The sequence below is a fragment of the Rhizobium sp. SRDI969 genome, from assembly GCF_025152725.1.
In the GTDB taxonomy this organism is placed as follows: domain Bacteria; phylum Pseudomonadota; class Alphaproteobacteria; order Rhizobiales; family Rhizobiaceae; genus Rhizobium; species Rhizobium leguminosarum_I.
Window position 1 is genome coordinate 241167 of record NZ_CP104035.1, and the last position, 17382, is coordinate 258548.

General features: G+C 61.6%; 20 protein-coding genes, 2 tRNA genes and 1 pseudogene. 17 read left to right on the forward strand and 6 right to left on the reverse strand.

The annotated features are described in order from the left end of the window. Positions 1–48 precede the first annotated feature (48 nt). On the forward strand, positions 49–2010 hold the full coding sequence (locus N2A41_RS01180; protein WP_260110030.1) for a putative bifunctional diguanylate cyclase/phosphodiesterase: 1962 nt from the start codon (positions 49–51) through the stop codon (positions 2008–2010). Between the two features lie 81 nt (positions 2011–2091). Further along, positions 2092–3141 carry an enoyl-CoA hydratase/isomerase family protein gene (locus N2A41_RS01185; RefSeq protein WP_260110031.1) on the forward strand — a complete coding sequence of 350 codons (1050 nt, stop codon included), beginning with the start codon at positions 2092–2094 and terminating at the stop codon, positions 3139–3141. Between the two features lie 12 nt (positions 3142–3153). On the opposite strand, the gene N2A41_RS01190 is transcribed toward N2A41_RS01185, so the two are convergent. Next, on the reverse strand, positions 3154–5211 hold the full coding sequence (locus tag N2A41_RS01190) for an ATP-dependent helicase (RefSeq protein WP_260110032.1): 2058 nt from the start codon (positions 5209–5211) through the stop codon (positions 3154–3156). Between the two features lie 107 nt (positions 5212–5318). After that, entirely contained in the window at positions 5319–5585 is a 267-nt protein-coding gene (locus N2A41_RS01195; protein WP_260110033.1) for a hypothetical protein, read from the reverse strand. A 160-nt stretch (positions 5586–5745) separates the two neighbouring features. Between N2A41_RS01195 and N2A41_RS01200 the strand changes: the two genes are divergently transcribed. Together N2A41_RS01200 and N2A41_RS01205 are read left to right on the forward strand one after the other, a co-directional pair. After that, complete coding sequence (locus N2A41_RS01200) at positions 5746–6006, forward strand: BON domain-containing protein (RefSeq protein WP_170256339.1); 261 nt, start codon at positions 5746–5748, stop codon at positions 6004–6006. Between the two features lie 110 nt (positions 6007–6116). After that, on the forward strand, positions 6117–6377 hold the full coding sequence (locus N2A41_RS01205; protein ID WP_260110034.1) for a hypothetical protein: 261 nt from the start codon (positions 6117–6119) through the stop codon (positions 6375–6377). A gap of 236 nt (positions 6378–6613) precedes the next feature. On the opposite strand, the gene N2A41_RS01210 is transcribed toward N2A41_RS01205, so the two are convergent. Next, the gene (locus N2A41_RS01210) at positions 6614–6856 is read right to left on the reverse strand and encodes a DUF982 domain-containing protein (RefSeq protein ID WP_162119242.1); all 243 of its coding nucleotides are present in this window, start codon (positions 6854–6856) and stop codon (positions 6614–6616) included. Between the two features lie 316 nt (positions 6857–7172). Between N2A41_RS01210 and N2A41_RS01215 the strand changes: the two genes are divergently transcribed. Further along, the gene (locus N2A41_RS01215; protein WP_407752072.1) at positions 7173–7562 is read left to right on the forward strand and encodes a hypothetical protein; all 390 of its coding nucleotides are present in this window, start codon (positions 7173–7175) and stop codon (positions 7560–7562) included. A gap of 123 nt (positions 7563–7685) precedes the next feature. Here the strand turns inward: N2A41_RS01215 and N2A41_RS01220 are convergent, their stop codons facing one another. Together N2A41_RS01220 and N2A41_RS01225 are read right to left on the reverse strand one after the other, a co-directional pair. Then, a complete protein-coding gene (locus tag N2A41_RS01220; RefSeq protein ID WP_260109994.1) occupies positions 7686–8624 on the reverse strand; it encodes an IS110 family transposase in 939 nt (312 codons plus the stop codon). A gap of 297 nt (positions 8625–8921) precedes the next feature. Then, positions 8922–8996: transfer RNA gene (locus tag N2A41_RS01225), tRNA-Thr, on the reverse strand. A 153-nt stretch (positions 8997–9149) separates the two neighbouring features. Between N2A41_RS01225 and N2A41_RS01230 the strand changes: the two genes are divergently transcribed. The 10 genes from N2A41_RS01230 (at position 9150) to N2A41_RS01275 (ending at position 15215) form a co-directional block, all read left to right on the forward strand. Further along, on the forward strand, positions 9150–9344 hold the full coding sequence (locus N2A41_RS01230) for a hypothetical protein (RefSeq protein WP_017966943.1): 195 nt from the start codon (positions 9150–9152) through the stop codon (positions 9342–9344). A 107-nt stretch (positions 9345–9451) separates the two neighbouring features. Continuing rightward, entirely contained in the window at positions 9452–10744 is a 1293-nt protein-coding gene (gene murA / locus N2A41_RS01235; protein WP_260110036.1) for a UDP-N-acetylglucosamine 1-carboxyvinyltransferase, read from the forward strand. Between the two features lie 123 nt (positions 10745–10867). Then, the gene (locus tag N2A41_RS01240) at positions 10868–11299 is read left to right on the forward strand and encodes a DUF2948 family protein (RefSeq protein ID WP_260110037.1); all 432 of its coding nucleotides are present in this window, start codon (positions 10868–10870) and stop codon (positions 11297–11299) included. Between the two features lie 56 nt (positions 11300–11355). After that, positions 11356–12654, forward strand: a complete 1299-nt coding sequence (gene hisD / locus N2A41_RS01245; protein ID WP_260110038.1) for a histidinol dehydrogenase — start codon at positions 11356–11358, stop codon at positions 12652–12654. Positions 12655–12658: 4 nt separating this feature from the next. Continuing rightward, the gene (locus tag N2A41_RS01250; protein ID WP_260110039.1) at positions 12659–13132 is read left to right on the forward strand and encodes a UPF0262 family protein; all 474 of its coding nucleotides are present in this window, start codon (positions 12659–12661) and stop codon (positions 13130–13132) included. Continuing rightward, positions 13129–13614 carry an arsenate-mycothiol transferase ArsC gene (locus N2A41_RS01255; RefSeq protein ID WP_260110040.1) on the forward strand — a complete coding sequence of 162 codons (486 nt, stop codon included), beginning with the start codon at positions 13129–13131 and terminating at the stop codon, positions 13612–13614. The genes N2A41_RS01250 and N2A41_RS01255 overlap by 4 nt, the downstream gene beginning before the upstream one ends. Before the next feature lie 122 nt (positions 13615–13736). Continuing rightward, on the forward strand, positions 13737–13955 hold the full coding sequence (gene infA, locus N2A41_RS01260; RefSeq protein WP_003545338.1) for a translation initiation factor IF-1: 219 nt from the start codon (positions 13737–13739) through the stop codon (positions 13953–13955). Positions 13956–13992: 37 nt separating this feature from the next. Next, a complete protein-coding gene (locus tag N2A41_RS01265) occupies positions 13993–14613 on the forward strand; it encodes a Maf-like protein (RefSeq protein ID WP_003556345.1) in 621 nt (206 codons plus the stop codon). A gap of 32 nt (positions 14614–14645) precedes the next feature. After that, positions 14646–14858, forward strand: a complete 213-nt coding sequence (gene yacG / locus N2A41_RS01270) for a DNA gyrase inhibitor YacG (protein WP_017966948.1) — start codon at positions 14646–14648, stop codon at positions 14856–14858. A 281-nt stretch (positions 14859–15139) separates the two neighbouring features. Further along, positions 15140–15215 (forward strand) — tRNA-Phe (locus N2A41_RS01275). 111 nt (positions 15216–15326) lie between these two features. Here the strand turns inward: N2A41_RS01275 and N2A41_RS01280 are convergent. Beyond that, positions 15327–16019, reverse strand: a complete 693-nt coding sequence (locus tag N2A41_RS01280; RefSeq protein WP_260110041.1) for a winged helix-turn-helix transcriptional regulator — start codon at positions 16017–16019, stop codon at positions 15327–15329. Positions 16020–16197: 178 nt separating this feature from the next. Between N2A41_RS01280 and N2A41_RS01285 the strand changes: the two genes are divergently transcribed. Beyond that, a complete protein-coding gene (locus N2A41_RS01285; protein ID WP_260110042.1) occupies positions 16198–16524 on the forward strand; it encodes a DUF1330 domain-containing protein in 327 nt (108 codons plus the stop codon). Positions 16525–16679: 155 nt separating this feature from the next. Further along, a pseudogene (locus N2A41_RS01290) lies at positions 16680–17179 on the forward strand (hypothetical protein). Positions 17180–17382 lie beyond the last annotated feature (203 nt).

Here is a 17382-nt window from a genome sequence, read left to right on the forward strand (position 1 = left end):
GAAAAATCAAGCTTTCTCTGGCTGGCTCTGGCCGACGGAAAGGAGAAGATGAAGAACTTTCTGGCCTCATTGCAGCTGAAAAAAGACAATCCGACGCTTCTGCTAGCGCAGTTCCGGGCCTTGTCGTCGCAGATCCCCATTCTCTATGTCCTGCTGATCATCAACGCTCTCGCGGTGGCGATCACCCACCTCAAATCCGCCCCCCTTTGGCTCTCGCTCTACATTCCGGTGGTCTTGAGCGTCGTCTGTGTCTTCCGTCTCTGCTGGTGGGAGATCCGGGGCAAGGAAGATGTGACCGCCGAGCGGGCCTACAGGCTGATGAAGGTGACGATATCGGGGGCCGGCATGCTGGCCGTTGCTTTCGGCGGCTGGGCGATCGCGCTTTACCAATATGGCGATGCTTCCCAGCAGGGCCAGATCGCCTATTTCCTCGTCGTGACCGGCATCTCCTGCATCTTTTGCCTGATGCACCTGCCGATGGCGGCGGCGCTGACCACGGTCATCACCTTCTCGGCCATGGTCGCGACCTTCTTGTTCTCGGGCAATCCCGTTTTTGTCGCGACCGCCATCAGCGGCCTCTTCCTGATCCTGCCCTTCCTCAGGGTGATCAACAGCTATTTCCAGAATTTCGTCGGTCTCGTGCAATTGACCGAGGAACTGAAGCAGAAGCAGGCAGAGGCCGAGGAACTGAACCTCGTGAATAGCCGCAACGCCCTGCATGACCAGCTGACCGGCCTTGCCAACCGCCGCAGCTTCTTTCTCTCGCTGGAACAACGGCTGCAGAAGAACCCATCCGCGCCGCCCGTCCTCGGCATTCTCGATCTCGATGGCTTCAAGCCCGTCAACGACGTCTTCGGCCATGCCGCCGGCGATCTCGTGCTCAAGGAGACGGCCCGCCGCTTCGTCGCGCTGGTCGGCGAAGAGGGCATCGTCTCCCGTCTCGGCGGCGATGAGTTCGGGATCATCTTCCCCTGCTCGATGACACGCCAGGCGATCGCCGATCTCGGTCAGGCGCTCTGTGCTGCCGTCCGCGACCCTTTCGAAATCCCCGATGGCTCGGTCCGCGTCTTCGGCTCCTGCGGCATCGTCTATCCCGATATCGGCACATATACCGCCGAGGATCTCTACGAGAAAGCGGATTTCGCCCTCTATCAGGTCAAGAGCAAGCGCAGCAGCGGCGTCGAATTCTTCTCGGCCGAGCACGAGAAGATCCTGACGCAGCGCCACCTGATCGAACTCGAACTGCAGGCGAACGATTTCGCCAAGGAATTGAAACTCGACTATCAGCCGATCGTCGAATTGAAGAGCGGCCGCGTCGTCGCTTACGAGGCTCTTGCCCGCTGGGACAGCGCCCGCTTCGGCCGTATCAGCCCGGACGCCTTCATCCCCGCTGCCGAGCGCACGGCGGTCATCGGCCGCATGACACGCATCCTCTTCGCCAAGGCGCTCGAAGCGCTGGCGATCATTCCACGGCATCTCAGGCTGTCCTTCAATCTCTCGGCGCGCGATATCTGCGACCACGAAACGTCGATGGCGCTGCTTGCGATGATCACCCGCTCCGGCATCGATCCCAGGCGCATCGAATTCGAGATTACCGAGACGGCGCTGCTCTCCGATTTCGACGCCGCCGACCAGGTGATATCGATGCTGCGCGCTGCCGGCATCTCGATCGCGCTTGACGATTTCGGCACCGGCTATTCGAGCCTCAGCCATATTCATCGTCTCGCCTTCGACAAGCTGAAGATCGACAAGTCTTTCGTGATGAATTTCGATCGCGACGCCCGTTGCATGAACATCACCCGCTCGGTCGCCAATCTCTGCCAGAATCTTGGCATTGCCTCCGTCGCCGAAGGCGTCGAAAGCGAAGAGATCGCCGAGGGATTGAAGGCGATGGGCGTTCGCCTGGCGCAGGGCTATCATTTCTCGCGGCCGCTGACGCTGGAACTTGCCATTGATTACGCCGTCCGGTGCGAGGCCGAAGCCTCCGCCCGCAATTCGCTGTCTGCCTGAACCAATCTCCCGGCCGGACTTGAATCGACTGGAGCGAAGCTACGTCGTCGTCTATTCATGGTCGTAACAATGAGGTGAACCATGCAAGGCGAAGTCATCATTGAACAGCGGGGGACTGCGGGCGTCATCCGCCTCAACCGGCCGCGGGCGCTGAACAGCCTGACCCTGCCGATGATCGGTGCGATCACTGCTTCCCTTCATGATTTTGCCGGTGACCCCGAGGTGGCATGCGTCGTGATGACGGGAGAGGGCGAACGCGGCTTCTGTGCCGGCGGCGATATCCGCGCCCTGCATGAGAGCGCCCGCGCCGGCGATGGCCTTGCAGGTACCTTCTGGCGCGAGGAGTTCCGCCTCAACCATCTGATCGCCGCCTATCCCAAACCCTATGTCGCGCTGATGGACGGCATCACCATGGGCGGCGGCGTCGGCCTGTCCTCGCACGGCCGCCACCGCATCGTCACCGAGCGCACGCGGCTGGCCATGCCCGAAACCGGCATCGGCTATGTCCCGGATGTCGGTGCCACTTGGCTGCTGCCCCGTGCGCCGGGCGAGGCCGGAACATGGCTCGGCCTGACAGGGCTCGATATTGGTGCGGCCGATGCGATCCACGCCCGCCTTGCTGACCTTCAGATCGCCTCGTCGCGGCTCGGCGAGGTGGTCGACGCTCTCTCCGGCCTGCCGCGCGCCAGCTCATCCGGCGATGTCGATGCCGCGCTGCAGGCGTTTTCGGAGCCTCAGGGAGAAAGCCGGCTCAAGCAAAACGCGGCGATGATCGATCGCGGATTTCGGTTCGACAGCGTCGAGGAGATCCTGGCAGCGCTTGCCGCGGAGGAGGGCGAATTCGCCGCCGAGACGCGCCGGGTGCTGCTGACGCGTTCGCCGACCAGCTTGAAGCTCGCTTTGCGGCTGCTGAGGGCCGGCCGCCGCAGCGCCTCGCTTGCCGAATGCCTCGGCCGTGAACTCGGTGCCTGTCTGCAGATGCTGGATAATCCCGATTTCTTCGAGGGCATCCGCGCCGCCATCATCGACAAGGACCGCAATCCGCAATGGTCGCCGGCAACTGTCGAGGCTGTGGGGGCCGCAAGGGTCGAGCATTTCCTGAAACCGGCCGAACCGCCGCTTTCACTCTGAACTCTATCTGACCTATCGCCACATTCCGCGCATGCGGGCGCCGACATCGATGCGCACCTGCCGCGCCTGCGCTTGCGCGGCCTCCGATTTTCCCTGCGGCCAGCTGCAGGCCTCGAAGAACTGCAGCAGGGTCGCGGGAATGAAGCGGCTGCGGGAGGCATAGACGTGCCGGTCGCCCTGCGAGTTCTGCCCATAGGTGAAGAAGCGCTGCGGCACGACGAGGTCGAGACCATCCCTGGCGCGTGTCATCGCCACATAGAGCAGCCGGCGTTCCTCCTCGATTTCGGCGGTGGTGCCGACGGCGAGATCGCTCGGTATGCATCCGTCGACGACGTTCAGCATGAACACCTTCGTCCATTCCTGGCCCTTGGCGGAATGGATGGTGGAAAGGATGAGGTAGTCCTCGTCGAGAAGCGGCACGCCTGCCTGGTCGCTGGTCGCATCCGGCGGATCGAGGGTGAGTTCGGTCAGGAAACGCTCGCGCGAGGCATAACCGCCGGCGATCTGTTCGAGCTGCAGCAGATCGGCCTGCCGCGTCGCTGCGTCCTCGTGCAGCCGTTCCAGATGCGGCGCGTACCATTGCCGCGCCAGGCCGATTTCCGCCGGCCAGCCGGCCTTGCCGGTCTTCAGCTCCTGCAGCATCGAAACGAACATTGTCCAGTCCTCGCCCGAGCGGGGCGGCGCCGGCATGGCAGCAAGAGCAGAAATCGGACTGGCATCCTCGGCCATCAGGTCGAGCGTCTTCTGCGCCGTCGACGGCCCGACGCCCGGCAGGATCTGCATCAGCCGGAAGCCCGCCACCCGATCGCGCGGGTTCTGTGCGAAGCGAAGGGCGGCCAACATGTCCTTCACATGCGCGCTGTCGAGAAACTTCAGCCCGCCGAACTTGACGAACGGAATGTTGCGCCGGGTCAGCTCGACCTCCAACGGCCCGCTGTGATGCGAGGCGCGGAAGAGCACGGCTTGCTGCTTGAGCGTGAGGCCTTCCTCTCGGTTGTCGAGCACCATGTCGGTGATGTAGCGCGCCTGCTCGGCCTCGTCGCGCACCGTGACCAGGCGCGGCCGCTCGGAGGATTGCCGCTCGGTCCAGAGGTTCTTGGTAAAGCGCTCCGAGGCGAGATCGATGACGGCGTTGGCGGCGGCGAGGATTGGCTGCGTCGAACGGTAATTGCGGTCGAGCGTGACGATATTGGCCGCCGGGCTGAAGGCGGCGGGAAAATCGAGGATATTGCGCACCGTCGCCGCGCGGAATGAATAGATCGACTGCGCATCGTCGCCGACCACGGTCAGCCCCTGGCCTTCGGGCTTCAGCGCCAGCAGGATCGAGGCCTGCAGCCGGTTGGTATCTTGATACTCGTCGACCAGCACATGGTCGAAGCGGCTGCCGATATCCTCGGCAATGACAGCCTCGCCGACCATCTGCGCCCAGTAGAGCAGCAGATCGTCGTAATCGAGCACGTTCTGGCTCTGCTTGGCCTCGACATAACAAGCGAAAAGTTCGCGCAGCTGTTTCTCCCACGCCGCGCACCAGGGAAAGACGTCGCGCAGCACGAGGTCGAGCGCGGTTTCCGAATTCACCGCCCTGGAATAGATGGCAAGGCAGGTGCCCTTGGTGGGAAAGCGGCTTTCCGTCTTGGAGAAGCCGAGGTCGTGCCGGATCAGGTTCATCAGATCGGCGCTGTCTTCGCGGTCGTGTATGGTGAAATCCGGATCGAGGCCAATCTGCTCGGCATAATCGCGCAACAGCCGCGCGCCGATGCCGTGGAAGGTGCCGGACCAGGAAAGCGCGTCCGCCATGACGCCGGCGTTTGCACCAAGCACATCGCGGCAGATGCGCTCGACGCGCCGCGCCATCTCGGCGGCTGCTCGGCGCGAGAAGGTCATCAGCAGGATGCGGCGGGGATCGGCGCCCTTGACGATCAGGTGGGCGACCCGATGCGCCAAGGTATTCGTCTTGCCAGAGCCGGCGCCGGCAATGACCAGCAGCGGCCCGGCAATATGGCTGCCGTCGATGAGCGTGCCGTGCTCGACGGCCATGCGCTGCTGCGAATTGAGCTTTTCGAGATACATCCAGCCGTCCGGTCGGGCTCCCGCAGAATCACTGGGGAAAGATTAGATGTTCCTTGAATGTTCGCGATTGCCGTCCCTGTCAAGCGATCTGGCGCGCGAGCAACACCTCAGTCGGGAAAATCCGGGCCGATCTCGCGCCGTACCAGCTTCAGGCTGCGGTCGGGCTGAAGGATATAGGTTTCCTCAACGCGCTGGCCCGTTCCGTTGTAAAACTGGTTGTAGACGACGCTGCCGACCGGCGATTTGGTGAGCTTCGTTCGCGGTTGGCCGCCATAGGTGATGCTGCCCGGAATGGGTTCCAGCGCCGGCCTATGGGCCGAGGAGCAGCCGGCAAGCAATGCCCCGGCAAACAAGGCGGGCAGAAGCGCTTTCATTGTCATCATCCCTCATTCGACTGCAGCCAGATATGGAAGCCGCGGCGCCTTTCGCCAAGGATCGTCCATGCCAGGGTCCACGGGAAATAACCCAGCGCACCGCAACGAAATGCTTTGCCGAGGCGTTAACGGATATCAACTGACATCAGGAGAGGCCACTGTGCTCGGCTTTGCAGCATTCACGAACCATGAGGAATCCGGCCGTCAGGATCACAGCGACGCGGCGACACGCGCCTCGGTGGAGAGCGCCCTTCATGCCGTCGACGATATCGAAGTGGCGGAAATCATCGTCGACATATCGGGCTCATATGTAATCCTGGAAGGTTTCATACGCCGGCGGGGTGATGTCGAGCGGGCGATCGAGATTGCCGAGAGCGTCGTCGGCCGAGGCTATGTGCGCAGCCGCCTGCTGCGACGCTGAAATCGTAAGATGGTGCCCCGGCCCTCTGCTCACCTGTCCTTGCGATGCATAAGGGGAACCAAGTGCTCTCCCGCGTGTTGAAATGCCGGATCTAAACGCTGGAGACCCTCATGTCGTTGCTTCTTCGCCTTTGGGCAACCACCTTGATTTCAGGCAGTGTCTTTGCCGGCTCCGCCTACGCCTCGCTGGAAAACGGCACAAATTATTCCGCTTTGCCGAAGGACCAGATCGCCCTCAACGAATATACCGGGGCCATCGCCTGCACGCCGGCAGAGCCTCGGTATTTGCCGTCCTTCATCCGCGCATCGGATGGCACGATCATCGGTGTCAGTTATATCGAAGTGGAGGGTGAGGGCGGCGCGAACTGCTGAGGCGTCCGCTTTGCTCAGACGAGGCTCGCCTGCGTTCCCGCAGAGGTGACGAGCCTCTAACCATCATCATGATGGCTGGGCATCTTCTATGAATACACCTGTACCGGGCGCAACGCCCTTTGCACCAAAACCCGGCACGCACTTGTTGCAGGGTTAAACCAAAATTAAAGCATTGTCCCGTTCCGGCACGCTTGCGCGCCAGAAGGCGAAAATCGCCGAAATTCCTTGCCGAACTGCTAATGCAGCTTCAGCTTCGCTTCTTCGGCGGCCGCCAGGAACTCGGCTCTTGCTTCTTCCACGCTCTTGCGCCCGTCGAGCGCCGCCCGGCAGGCACTGCGGGCCTTGATGTAGTGAAGCCCGCGCACACTCGGCCAGAGATCCGCCAGGCACTTCAGCGCATCGAACGGCCCATTGACCGTTCGCGCATCGGCATCTTCGAAACCAACCTTGACCGGGCTGTTCCATCTTTCAGTTGCCATCGACACTCCTCCACGATTTTCGACAGAAACGAAGTGCAACGCTTCCCTATCCTTAGGGACACGCCGCCATAATACGCATTCTAGCGGGATTTTTGCGGTCAACAATGGTGAATCGTTTGATGCTGATGAGGCGAAGTGTCGATCGCGGAAGAGGTCGCGGACGCCCGGGAGTCATGAGCAGCTTTTTAAACAGTCGCAAATAAGTTGTATGGCGCCAGCGCCACACCGCCGCTACCATGCTCGCGGACATGAGAGGTTCAACGTGGTTTGGAATCGAAAAGGAATTCGGGCTGCTTTTGTTTGCGGGGCGCTGGCAATGCCGGCCGTTGCCGGCGGCGCGGAGATATCTGCTGAAGACGCCTTGCTGGCGCGTATTTCCAGCGAGGTTATCCCTAGAATGCAGCGTGAATATTTGCGTACCAACCTTGAGCGGCTGGGGAAGGGGGAGACGATAGATATCGCCGCCTATATTCTATCAGAGAGCGTTGATCGATGGTATGTCGAGGGCATTTTTGATGGGGTTAATGCCCTGCCCCATCCGCCAATCCCAGGTGAAGAGGTGGTGGTAACAGGCGAACTGATCCAACAGTGGCAGTTATCCCCGTTCCTACCTTATTATCTGGAAGTCAACGACATTCCCGATTGTACTGCAATGCTGTCCAATTCATGCCGATGGCAGCCCCTCACCCTAACCCTCTCCCCGTAAAAACGGGGCGAGGGGACGTGCCCTGCGAGAGGTGAGTGGGGGACGGAGAGGTAGCGGCATATCCCCTTCGCCCCGCAAGCGGGGAGAAGGTGGCGGCAGCCGGATGAGCGACTATCTGGGTTGTCAAGTTGCGCATTCGAATTCTCTTCGCGCATCCCGTGCTTTTGCATTGAGAATGACCAGCAGTTTTCGGGCGAGCGCAATGCGGATAACCATTTTTGGCTTGCCAGCGCTCTGCAACCTTTGCCTGAAGGCAGCCAAATGCGGATCGTACCTGGCCGCGGTGGCGGCGACCAGGAACAGGATGCCACGCGGTCCGGAGCGCCCGCCGCGCACCGGCCGGGGTCCGCTGCGTTTGCCGCTATCGTTGGCAATCGGCGCCAGGCCGGCCAGTTTGACGATCGCCTTGTTGGAGATTCGGCCGATTTCGGGCAGTTCGGCCATCAGCCGGGCAACGGTACGGTCCGCCACCCCCTTGATCGAGCGAAAGGCTTGGTTGAGGCAGGCCCAGAGCGGATCGTCGTCGATCATCGAGGCAATCTCGCCCTCAAGGGTGCGGCTCTGGCGCACCAGAAGCGCGATCACTTCGTCGAGGCTTGCCACACTCTGCTGATCGCGGGCAGCACTGCGGCGCTGCCTCTGGACGGTCAGATCGCTGGTGACCTGAGACAGCCGCGTCATCAGCGCCGACAGCCGCAGCTGCGCGGCTTTCGGCGGCGGCAGGGCAGACAGCCGCCTGGCCTCGGCATAATGGGCGATCATCGCCGCATCGATCCGGTCGGTCTTTTCCAGAAAGCCCATGGCCTCGGCAAAGCGGCGCACATGGCGCGGATTGGCAAGCGCGCAGGCGATCCCCAACTCCCACAACAGCAGGAAGGCCGAACGCTCGTAGCCGCCCGACGCCTCCATGACGACGAGCTCGACACCCTGCTCCCGGCAGAGCGCAGCCAGCGCGCCGATGCCGGCCGCATCGTTGCTGAAACGCTCAAAAACCCCGGACGGGCGGATAAACGCATCCAGCCAGTCCTTCGAAACATCCACTCCACATATAACTCTGTTCACGGTAACCTGCCTTGTGCGTGCGGTTGAAGCCAAGCGACTATTCGGTCGTACGTGACGATGACGAAGATCCCAGGCTCATCCACGGTTGTAACCGGAGGGGGAAACGGGCGACTTCGTCACGCCTCTGGCTGGGTGGCCACCCAGCCAGAGGCTCAATCGCTTCCATCGCACATAAAATCTAACATGCAGATACAAGGGGCCGGTCTTGCGCCCAGTCCACATTGTTACGGCAGCACACGGCTTCCTGCTTGTCTAGCCGCGCGTGCGAGAAATAATGTCCGATACTTGAGAGAAAACTGGTGCTGCCGAGTGGGATTGAACCACCGACCTCACCCTTACCAAGGGTGTGCTCTACCACTGAGCTACGGCAGCAGGACCAGTACTCGTGCGAGCCGGGTGGCTCAATCGCGAGAACGGGGGGCTATTGCCACAGCTTGGCGGCCAGCGCAAGCCGCAAATTCCAACTTCGTATGGATTGAGGCAAAGGGCCTTTTGGATTGGCGCGAATTCGGCTAATCCTGTCGCATGAACGAAAAGACCGAAACCGGCCAGCAGAGCCGCAAAGAGGCGATCGAAGCGCAGGCGAAACTGCGCCGCGAGCGCGCCGCCGAAAAGCTCAGGGAAAATCTGGGGAGACGCAAACAGCAGGTGCGCGCCCGCCGTTCCGGCCAAGCCGACGAAACAAATGGACTGCCCGCCGCAAAAATGGACGAATCGTAATGTTCCGTCCGTCGCGAATTGAAGCGTGTCGATAAATCCCCTAAACACCTCACTCCTTATTTCAAGGCAGAACTTTCAGGAAAGGCGGGCGCTGCCCGTAAGCGCACATGGATCGTATCAGAATCGTCGGCGGTAATGAGCTGAATGGCATCATTCCGATTTCCGGCGCCAAGAATGCTGCACTGCCGCTGATGATCGCCTCGCTTCTGACCAGCGACACGCTGACGCTCGAAAACGTGCCGCACCTGGCCGATGTCGAGCTGCTGATGCGCATCCTCGGCAACCACGGCGTCGACGTTGCCGTCAACGGGCGGCGCGAGCGCCAGGAAGACTCCTATGCGCGCACGATCCATTTCACCTGCCGCACCATCGTCGATACCACCGCATCCTATGAACTGGTCTCGAAGATGCGCGCCTCCTTCTGGGTCATCGGGCCGCTCTTGGCGCGCGAAGGCCATTGCCGCGTTTCGCTGCCGGGCGGCTGTGCCATCGGCACGCGCCCCGTCGATCTCTTCATCGAGGGCCTGACGGCGCTCGGCGCGACCATGGAGATCGATTCCGGTTATATCAACGCCAAGGCGCCTGCCGGCGGCCTGATCGGCGCACGCTACACCTTCCCGAAGGTCTCCGTCGGCGCCACCCATGTGGTGATGATGGCGGCAACGCTTGCCCGCGGCACGACGGTCATCGGCAATGCCGCCCGTGAGCCTGAGGTCGTCGATCTCGCCAACTGCCTGAACGCCATGGGCGCCAAAATTACCGGCGCCGGCACGGCGACGATCACCATCGAAGGTGTCACCTCGCTCTCCGGCGCTCGCCATCGCGTTCTGCCGGATCGCATCGAGACCGGCACCTATGCCATGGCCGTCGCCATGGCCGGCGGCGACGTCGTGCTCGAAAATACCGACATGGCGTTGCTCGAAACCGCGCTTGAAACGCTGCGCCGCGCCGGTGCGGAAATCTCGTCGACCAACAACGGCATGCGCATCAAGCGCAACGGCGCCGGCATCAGACCGGTCGATATCGTCACCGATCCTTTCCCGGGTTTCCCCACAGATCTGCAGGCGCAGTTCATGGCGCTGATGACCCGTTCTTCCGGCGTCTCGCATGTCACCGAGACCATCTTCGAAAACCGCTTCATGCATGTGCAGGAGCTTGCCCGCCTCGGCGCCAGGATCTCGCTGTCCGGCCAGACTGCGAAGATCGAGGGTGTCCAACGCCTGCGCGGCGCGCCTGTTATGGCGACCGATCTGCGCGCCTCCGTTTCGCTCGTCATCGCCGGTCTTGCCGCCGAGGGCGAAACCACGGTCTCCCGTGTCTATCACCTTGACCGCGGTTTCGAGCGGCTCGAGGAAAAGCTGACCCGCTGCGGCGCCATCGTCGAGCGCATCAGCGAATGAGGAGAGGGTGCTAAGGCGCCCTTTATCCTGGTTGCGTAATTGGCCGCAGCGCCTTATTTCCCTTGTCTGACGCATCGCCATTCCGGCGGTGCCCGGCCTTGGCCGCCAATGGGATGAGACGGAATGACCGACCTGAAACTTGTTGCGCTCGATGACGAGGATCTTGCGATCATTTCCGCGCATATGCAGGACAGCGTCTTCAAGGTCGGCGACATCGACTGGTCGCCGCGCGACGCGCAGTTCGCGCTTGCCGCCAATCGTTTCGTCTGGGAAGGTGCCGAGCGCAAGCGCAGGGGTTTCGAGCGCCGCCGCGCAGCCCTTGTTTTCAAGCGCGTGCTTGCCGTCCGTTCGCTCGGCATCGATCGCGGCAAACGTGACGAGGTGCTGTCACTGCTGGCGCTGCGCTTCGAAAAGAAGGGCGAGGGGCCTGATGGTACGGTCGAGCTGGCGCTGTCGGGCACGGCGTCGATTGCGCTCGATGTCGAATGCATCGAGGTCCAGATGGCCGATACCGGCGGTGCCTGGGCGGCTGTCGCCAAGCCTCGCCACCGCTAGTGCTTGACGCCTTGAGTTTGAACATCGCAGTTTCGAGTTGAGAAGGAATATCGGCCTTGGCAATCTGGCTGGATCAGGCATCGGAAGGTTTCGAGCAGCATTTTGCCGCCTTTCTGACAACGAAGCGTGAAGTCTCCGAGGATGTGAACGTCGTCGTTCGCGCCATCATCGATGATATCAGAGCCCGCGGCGATGTCGCGCTGGCCGAATATTCGCTGAAGTTCGACGGCATCGATTACGCCACCGTCCCGATGCGCGTCACAGCTGAAGAGATCGACGCGGCGATCGAGGCGGTGCCTTCGGAAGTGCTGGGCGCGCTGAAGCTCGCCGCACTGCGCATCGAATCCTATCATCGCCGGCAGCTGCCGAAGGACGATATCTACGAGGACGATATGGGCGTCGGTCTCGGCTCGCGATGGACGGCGATCGAAGCGGTCGGGCTCTATGTTCCGGGCGGCACCGCGAGCTATCCAAGCTCAGTGCTGATGAACGCCGTGCCGGCCAAGGTCGCCGGCGTCGATCGCATCGTCATCGCCGTTCCCGCCACCGGCGGCGCCGTCAACCCGGCGGTGCTTGCCGCTGCCAAGCTTGTCGGCGTCACGGAGATTTATCGTGTCGGCGGCGCCCAGGCGATCGCGGCTCTTGCCTATGGCACCGAGACGATCGCCCCGGTCGCCAAGATCACCGGCCCCGGCAATGCCTATGTCGCCGCCGCCAAGCGCCATGTCTTCGGCACCGTCGGCATCGATATGATCGCCGGCCCTTCCGAGGTTTTGGTCATTGCAGACAAGGACAACAATCCGGATTGGATCGCCGCCGACCTCTTGGCGCAGGCCGAGCACGACGTCAGCTCCCAGGCGATTCTGATCACCGACGATGCCGCATTCGGCAAGGCGGTGGAGCAGGCGGTCGAACGTCAGCTGAAGACGCTGAACCGTGCTGAGACGGCGGCGGCAAGCTGGCGGGATTTCGGCGCGGTCATCCTCGTTGCCGCTCTGAAACAGGCCATTCCGCTGGCAAACCGTATCGCTGCCGAGCATCTGGAGCTCGCCGTCGCCGATCCGGACCGGCTGCTCGACGGCATCCGCAATGCCGGCGCGATCTTCATCGGCGCCCATACGCCTGAGGTCATCGGCGATTATGTCGGCGGTTCGAACCATGTGCTGCCGACGGCGCGTTCGGCGCGCTTTTCATCCGGCCTTTCGGTGCTTGATTTCGTCAAGCGCACCTCGATCCTGCGTCTCGGCCCGCAGCAACTCCGCACCCTCGGCCCGGCGGCGATCGCCCTTGCCGTTTCCGAAGGCCTCGATGCCCATGCGCGATCGGTCGCGATCCGCCTCAACCTCGAAAGGTGAGGGCATGGCGAAGGGCGATTTCCGGCTTTGCGACGTCGTCCTTGACGACACGATCGGCCGTTCGACGCCCGATGTCGAGCATGAGCGCGCCGTCGCCATCTTCGATCTGATCGAGGAGAACAGGTTCGAGCCGCTCGGCCATGGCGGCGGGCCTTACCGGCTGAACATCTCGCTGGTCGATTCGAAGCTGGTTTTCGCCATCACCACCGAAGAGGGCGGCGGCGTCGCCACCCATATCCTGTCGCTCACGCCCTTCCGACGGATCGTCAAGGATTACTTCATGATCTGCGAGAGCTATTACGAAGCGATCCGTTCCTCGACGCCGAGCCGCATCGAGGCGATCGACATGGGCCGGCGCGGCATCCACAATGAGGGCTCGCAGACGCTGAAGGATAGGCTGGCCGGCAAGATAGAGGTCGATTTCGATACCGCCCGGCGCCTTTTCACGCTGGTCTGCGTGCTCTACTGGCGCGGATGACGCCGATGGAGCGCGCCGTCGACGTCGAAGAAGGAAAGCGGCCAGGCGCCATTCTCTTCATGTGCGGGATGAATGCCATCCGCTCGCCGATGGCAGAAGCGATCGCCCGTGGTATACTGCCCGCCAATACCTATATCAGGTCCGCTGGCGTTCGCGCCGGCGAGCGCGATCCCTTCGTGGATGCAGTGCTCGAGGAGATCGGGCTTTCCCTCGGGCGCCGCCAGCCGCAGACGCTGGAAGAGCTCGAGGACGATTATTTCGATCTGATCATCACGCTGTCACCGCAGGCCCATCACGCAGCACTCGAGCTGACGCGGTCGAGTGCTGTCGATGTCATCTACTGGCCGACCATGGATCCAACGGTTGCGAGCGGAACGCGCGAGCAGATTCTGCAAAGCTATCGCGAGGTCCGCGATCACCTGGCCGGCCTCATCGAAAGCCGGCTACTCAAGCGAAATGGCATTGCCGCGCAATCGGCATGAAAACAAATAAAGGAAAGCCTGATCAACAAGGTTCACAAACCTTCGTTGATTGTGTAGTTTCCGCCCAAATTTCAAGGCGCGCGCTGCGCTGCCTATTCAACTCACAGGAAGAAAACACTTATATGCCTAAAGAAGAAGTCCTCGAATTCCCGGGAATTGTCACCGAACTTCTGCCGAATGCGACGTTCCGCGTGAAGCTCGAAAATGAACACGAGATCATCGCCCACACCGCCGGCCGCATGCGCAAGAACCGCATCCGCGTTCTCGCTGGCGACAAGGTGCTTGTGGAAATGACGCCCTACGATTTGACCAAGGGCCGTATCACCTACCGTTTCAAATAAGCTTGCCCCACTCCCGTCTGCCGGTGGTCGAGGTTCCATGGCGCTGAAATACAAGCTCATTCTGGCCTCGGGCTCGCCCCGTCGCGTCGACCTGCTCAACCAGGCCGGCATCGAGCCCTCGCGCCTGATGCCGATGGATATCGACGAGGCGCCGAAGAAATCGGAGCATCCGCGGTCGCTCGCCCGCAGGCTTTCGGCTGAGAAGGCGGAAGCAGCCCTTGCCGCCATCAAGGGCGATATCACCTGGAAGGGCAGCTATATCCTGTCTGCCGATACGGTGGTCGCCGTTGGACGGCGCATCCTCGGCAAGGCTGAGTTCGCCGATGAGGCGTTGAACTCGCTGCATCTCTTGTCGGGACGCAACCATATGGTCTACACCGGCGTTTGCCTGGTGACGCCGGATCGAAAGATCCGTCAGAAGATCGTCGAGACCAAGGTCCGCTTCAAGCGTCTCTCCGGCTTCGAGATCGAGAACTACCTGGCCTCCGGCCAGTGGCGCGGCAAGGCAGGCGCCTACGGCATCCAGGGCCTTGCCGGCACCTTCGTGCAGAAGATGGTGGGCTCCTACACCAATGTCGTCGGCCTGCCGCTTTATGAAACCATTCTGCTTTTGACCGGCGAAGGCTTCGATGTGCATAGCCGGTGGCCCGAGGGCTGAGCCCGACGGCTAATCCCATAGGATGAACCGATATGCCTGAAGACAAGAAAGCGGCCGCCAAGGTCGAACCGCTGCGCAAGACGCGCCCCTGCCCCGAATGCGGCAAACCCTCCCATCGCGAACATTACCCCTTCTGCTCCAACCGCTGCCGCGAGGCCGACCTCTCCCGCTGGCTGACCGGCGCCTATGCCATTCCGGTTGCCGACGACGAGACGAAGGCCGAATATCCGGATGAGGAAAACTAGTGCATTTCGCGCAAAGGTGCGCCGCGGTTTTGGGACAACGACAGCATCAATCAAAGATCCAAAGCGGGGCGCATGAATCCGCTATCGGCGCGACGCGCTTGAAAGAATTCCGCCAGCGAAGCTCTTATTTTTCCTCACGAATCCGCAAAGCCGACAAGACCGTCAAAAAAGAGTCATTTGACGCTTGCCATGGGCGAACAAGATGCTATAACCCCGCTCGCTTCCGGGGTGAACCAAGGCCCCGCGGTTCTTTTCTGAAAAGAACCATTGGAAGTAGGTTAGCCCAGGTAGCTCAGTTGGTAGAGCAGCGGATTGAAAATCCGCGTGTCACTGGTTCGATTCCGGTCCTGGGCACCACTCAGCCCCCTAAAACCAATGTCATATACACAGTATCGGAATAGTATAGATATTTCAGTGGCTTAGTCTATGCCTCACGCCTGATATGCAGGGGGGGAGCACTCGCCTCTGCTAGGCCGCGCGCTTCGGTTCGATCGCAAAGGGGCTGAGCCCCAACCACGTCTGCATTTTCTTTGCGATATCATGGTCGCCGGTCAAGGCGACCTTCGCTCCGGCCTTCTCGACCGTGACCAGCCCCATCCAGATCTCGGTCATGGTGTGCAGGTCGGTCGAAACATAAAGGTCAACGTCGAACCCCGGATCGTACCAGCACAGATCGACCTCACCACGCTTTTCGACGATCAGCCACCACGACCGTTTGGACGCCGGCAGGTCCTGATACAGAAATTGTATCACCGTTCTGCCCTCGGGTAGCGGGGAGGGGTTCAGATTGCGCCGCATGTCCCACATCAGAAGCGACGGATCGAGATTCTTCAGGGACAGCCGGGATTCGACCCATTTCTGTCCCCAGAAGCCCATCGCTTCGACAACGGGGCGCAAATCACGGCCCGCTTCCGTCAGCTGATATTCGAAGATGCCCTTCTCGCCCTGGATCTCCTTGCGCACGACGATTCCCGACAGCTCCAGCTCCTTGAGCCGTTGCGACAGAAGGGTCGGCGACATTTTTGGCACGCCCCGGCGCAGATCGTTGAAACGGGTCGACCCCGCCACCAATTCGCGCATCAGTACCATCGTCCAGCGGGTGCACAGCACCTCGGCGGCCATCGATAGCGGGCAGAACTGTTTGTATCCGTGCTCAGTCATGATTTTAGCCTCTCCTTCCAACCTCTCGGGAACCATAGGCCTTCGCCCGCGGCGCGGCGAGTACAGAAACTGTACCGGCCCAGTACAGTTCGAGGACTGGCTGGCGGGCCCCCTACCGTGCGAGCCCTTTGTCCGGTGCACGGGATGGCCTGTGCGCGGCAACCAGGAGACATAACCCATGACCGTTTACGTCATTGCAGACATCAAGGTGAAGGACCCACAGTGGATGCGGGCCTACGCCGCTTCGGTCCACGACCTCGTTCACAAGCACGGAGGCAGATATCTGTCGCGCAGCGGCAACGTGAAGACGCTTGAAGGCAAGCCGCTCGACACAACCCTGATCGCCCTGATGGAGTTCCCGTCGGAGGTGGCGGCGCGCGCCTTCACCAACGATCCCGCCTACTCTCCCTTCGTGTCGGCCCGTCAGGGCGGCAGCGACAGCCGTTTCCAGCTGATCGACAACACCGATCTGGCTGGAACGATTTCCTATCTGCCGAAGGGATGATTCTTCCCGGAACTCGTAGCCTCGAATTCGGATCACCAAGCAACAACAGTCGCAGCGCTTGCCTATCGGACCTCCATATTTTCGATGGCCGGCCCGCTGTGCTTCTCAGGAAGAATGGAATGAATATGACAATCAACTTTTACAACAGGCTTCTCATGGCCGCGGCCGTGCTGTCCGCCTGCGCCACATTCGCACAGGCGCATCAGGAGGCCGCCGCGCCTGAAACCGGTCCCAATCCGCTGGCCGACAAGGTTCGGGCTGCGAACAGCCGTTTTCTTGACGTCAAGGCTGCCACATCGGAGGGCTATGTGCCCATCCCCTGCGCCAGCGGCATCACCGGAGGGGCCATGGGCATCCACTATGTCAATGGCCAGTACTTGAAAGACGACAAGATCGATCTGGCTCGCCCGAAGCCGTCATGTACGAGCCGATGGCCGACGGCACGCTCAAGCTGATAGCGGTCGAATACATTACCTCGAAGGGGCCGGCCGCGCTGGACGGACATCTCTTCAATTTCAACAGCGCGCCCAACCGCTACGGCCTGGGTGAATTCTACGAACTGCATGTCTGGGCCTGGAAGGGCAACCCGACAGGTGCTTTCGCCGACATGAATCCGAAGGTATCATGCGATCCGACGACCGCAGCAAGCCAATAGAGGATCAGGCCGGGCGGCGCCATTGCCGCCCGACCGTTCGGCCGGCTCCCGCCGGAAGGCGCCTCCGAGCGTCAAGATCCACGACCTCGGGCGCCAGGCCGCCCTCGGCAGGTGGCGCCTTACGGGGGGCCACGACGTGGCCGCCAACGGGGCTTCGTCAGTGTCGGCATCACCGCCCGCACGACCGAGTTCGTGGTTGCCTA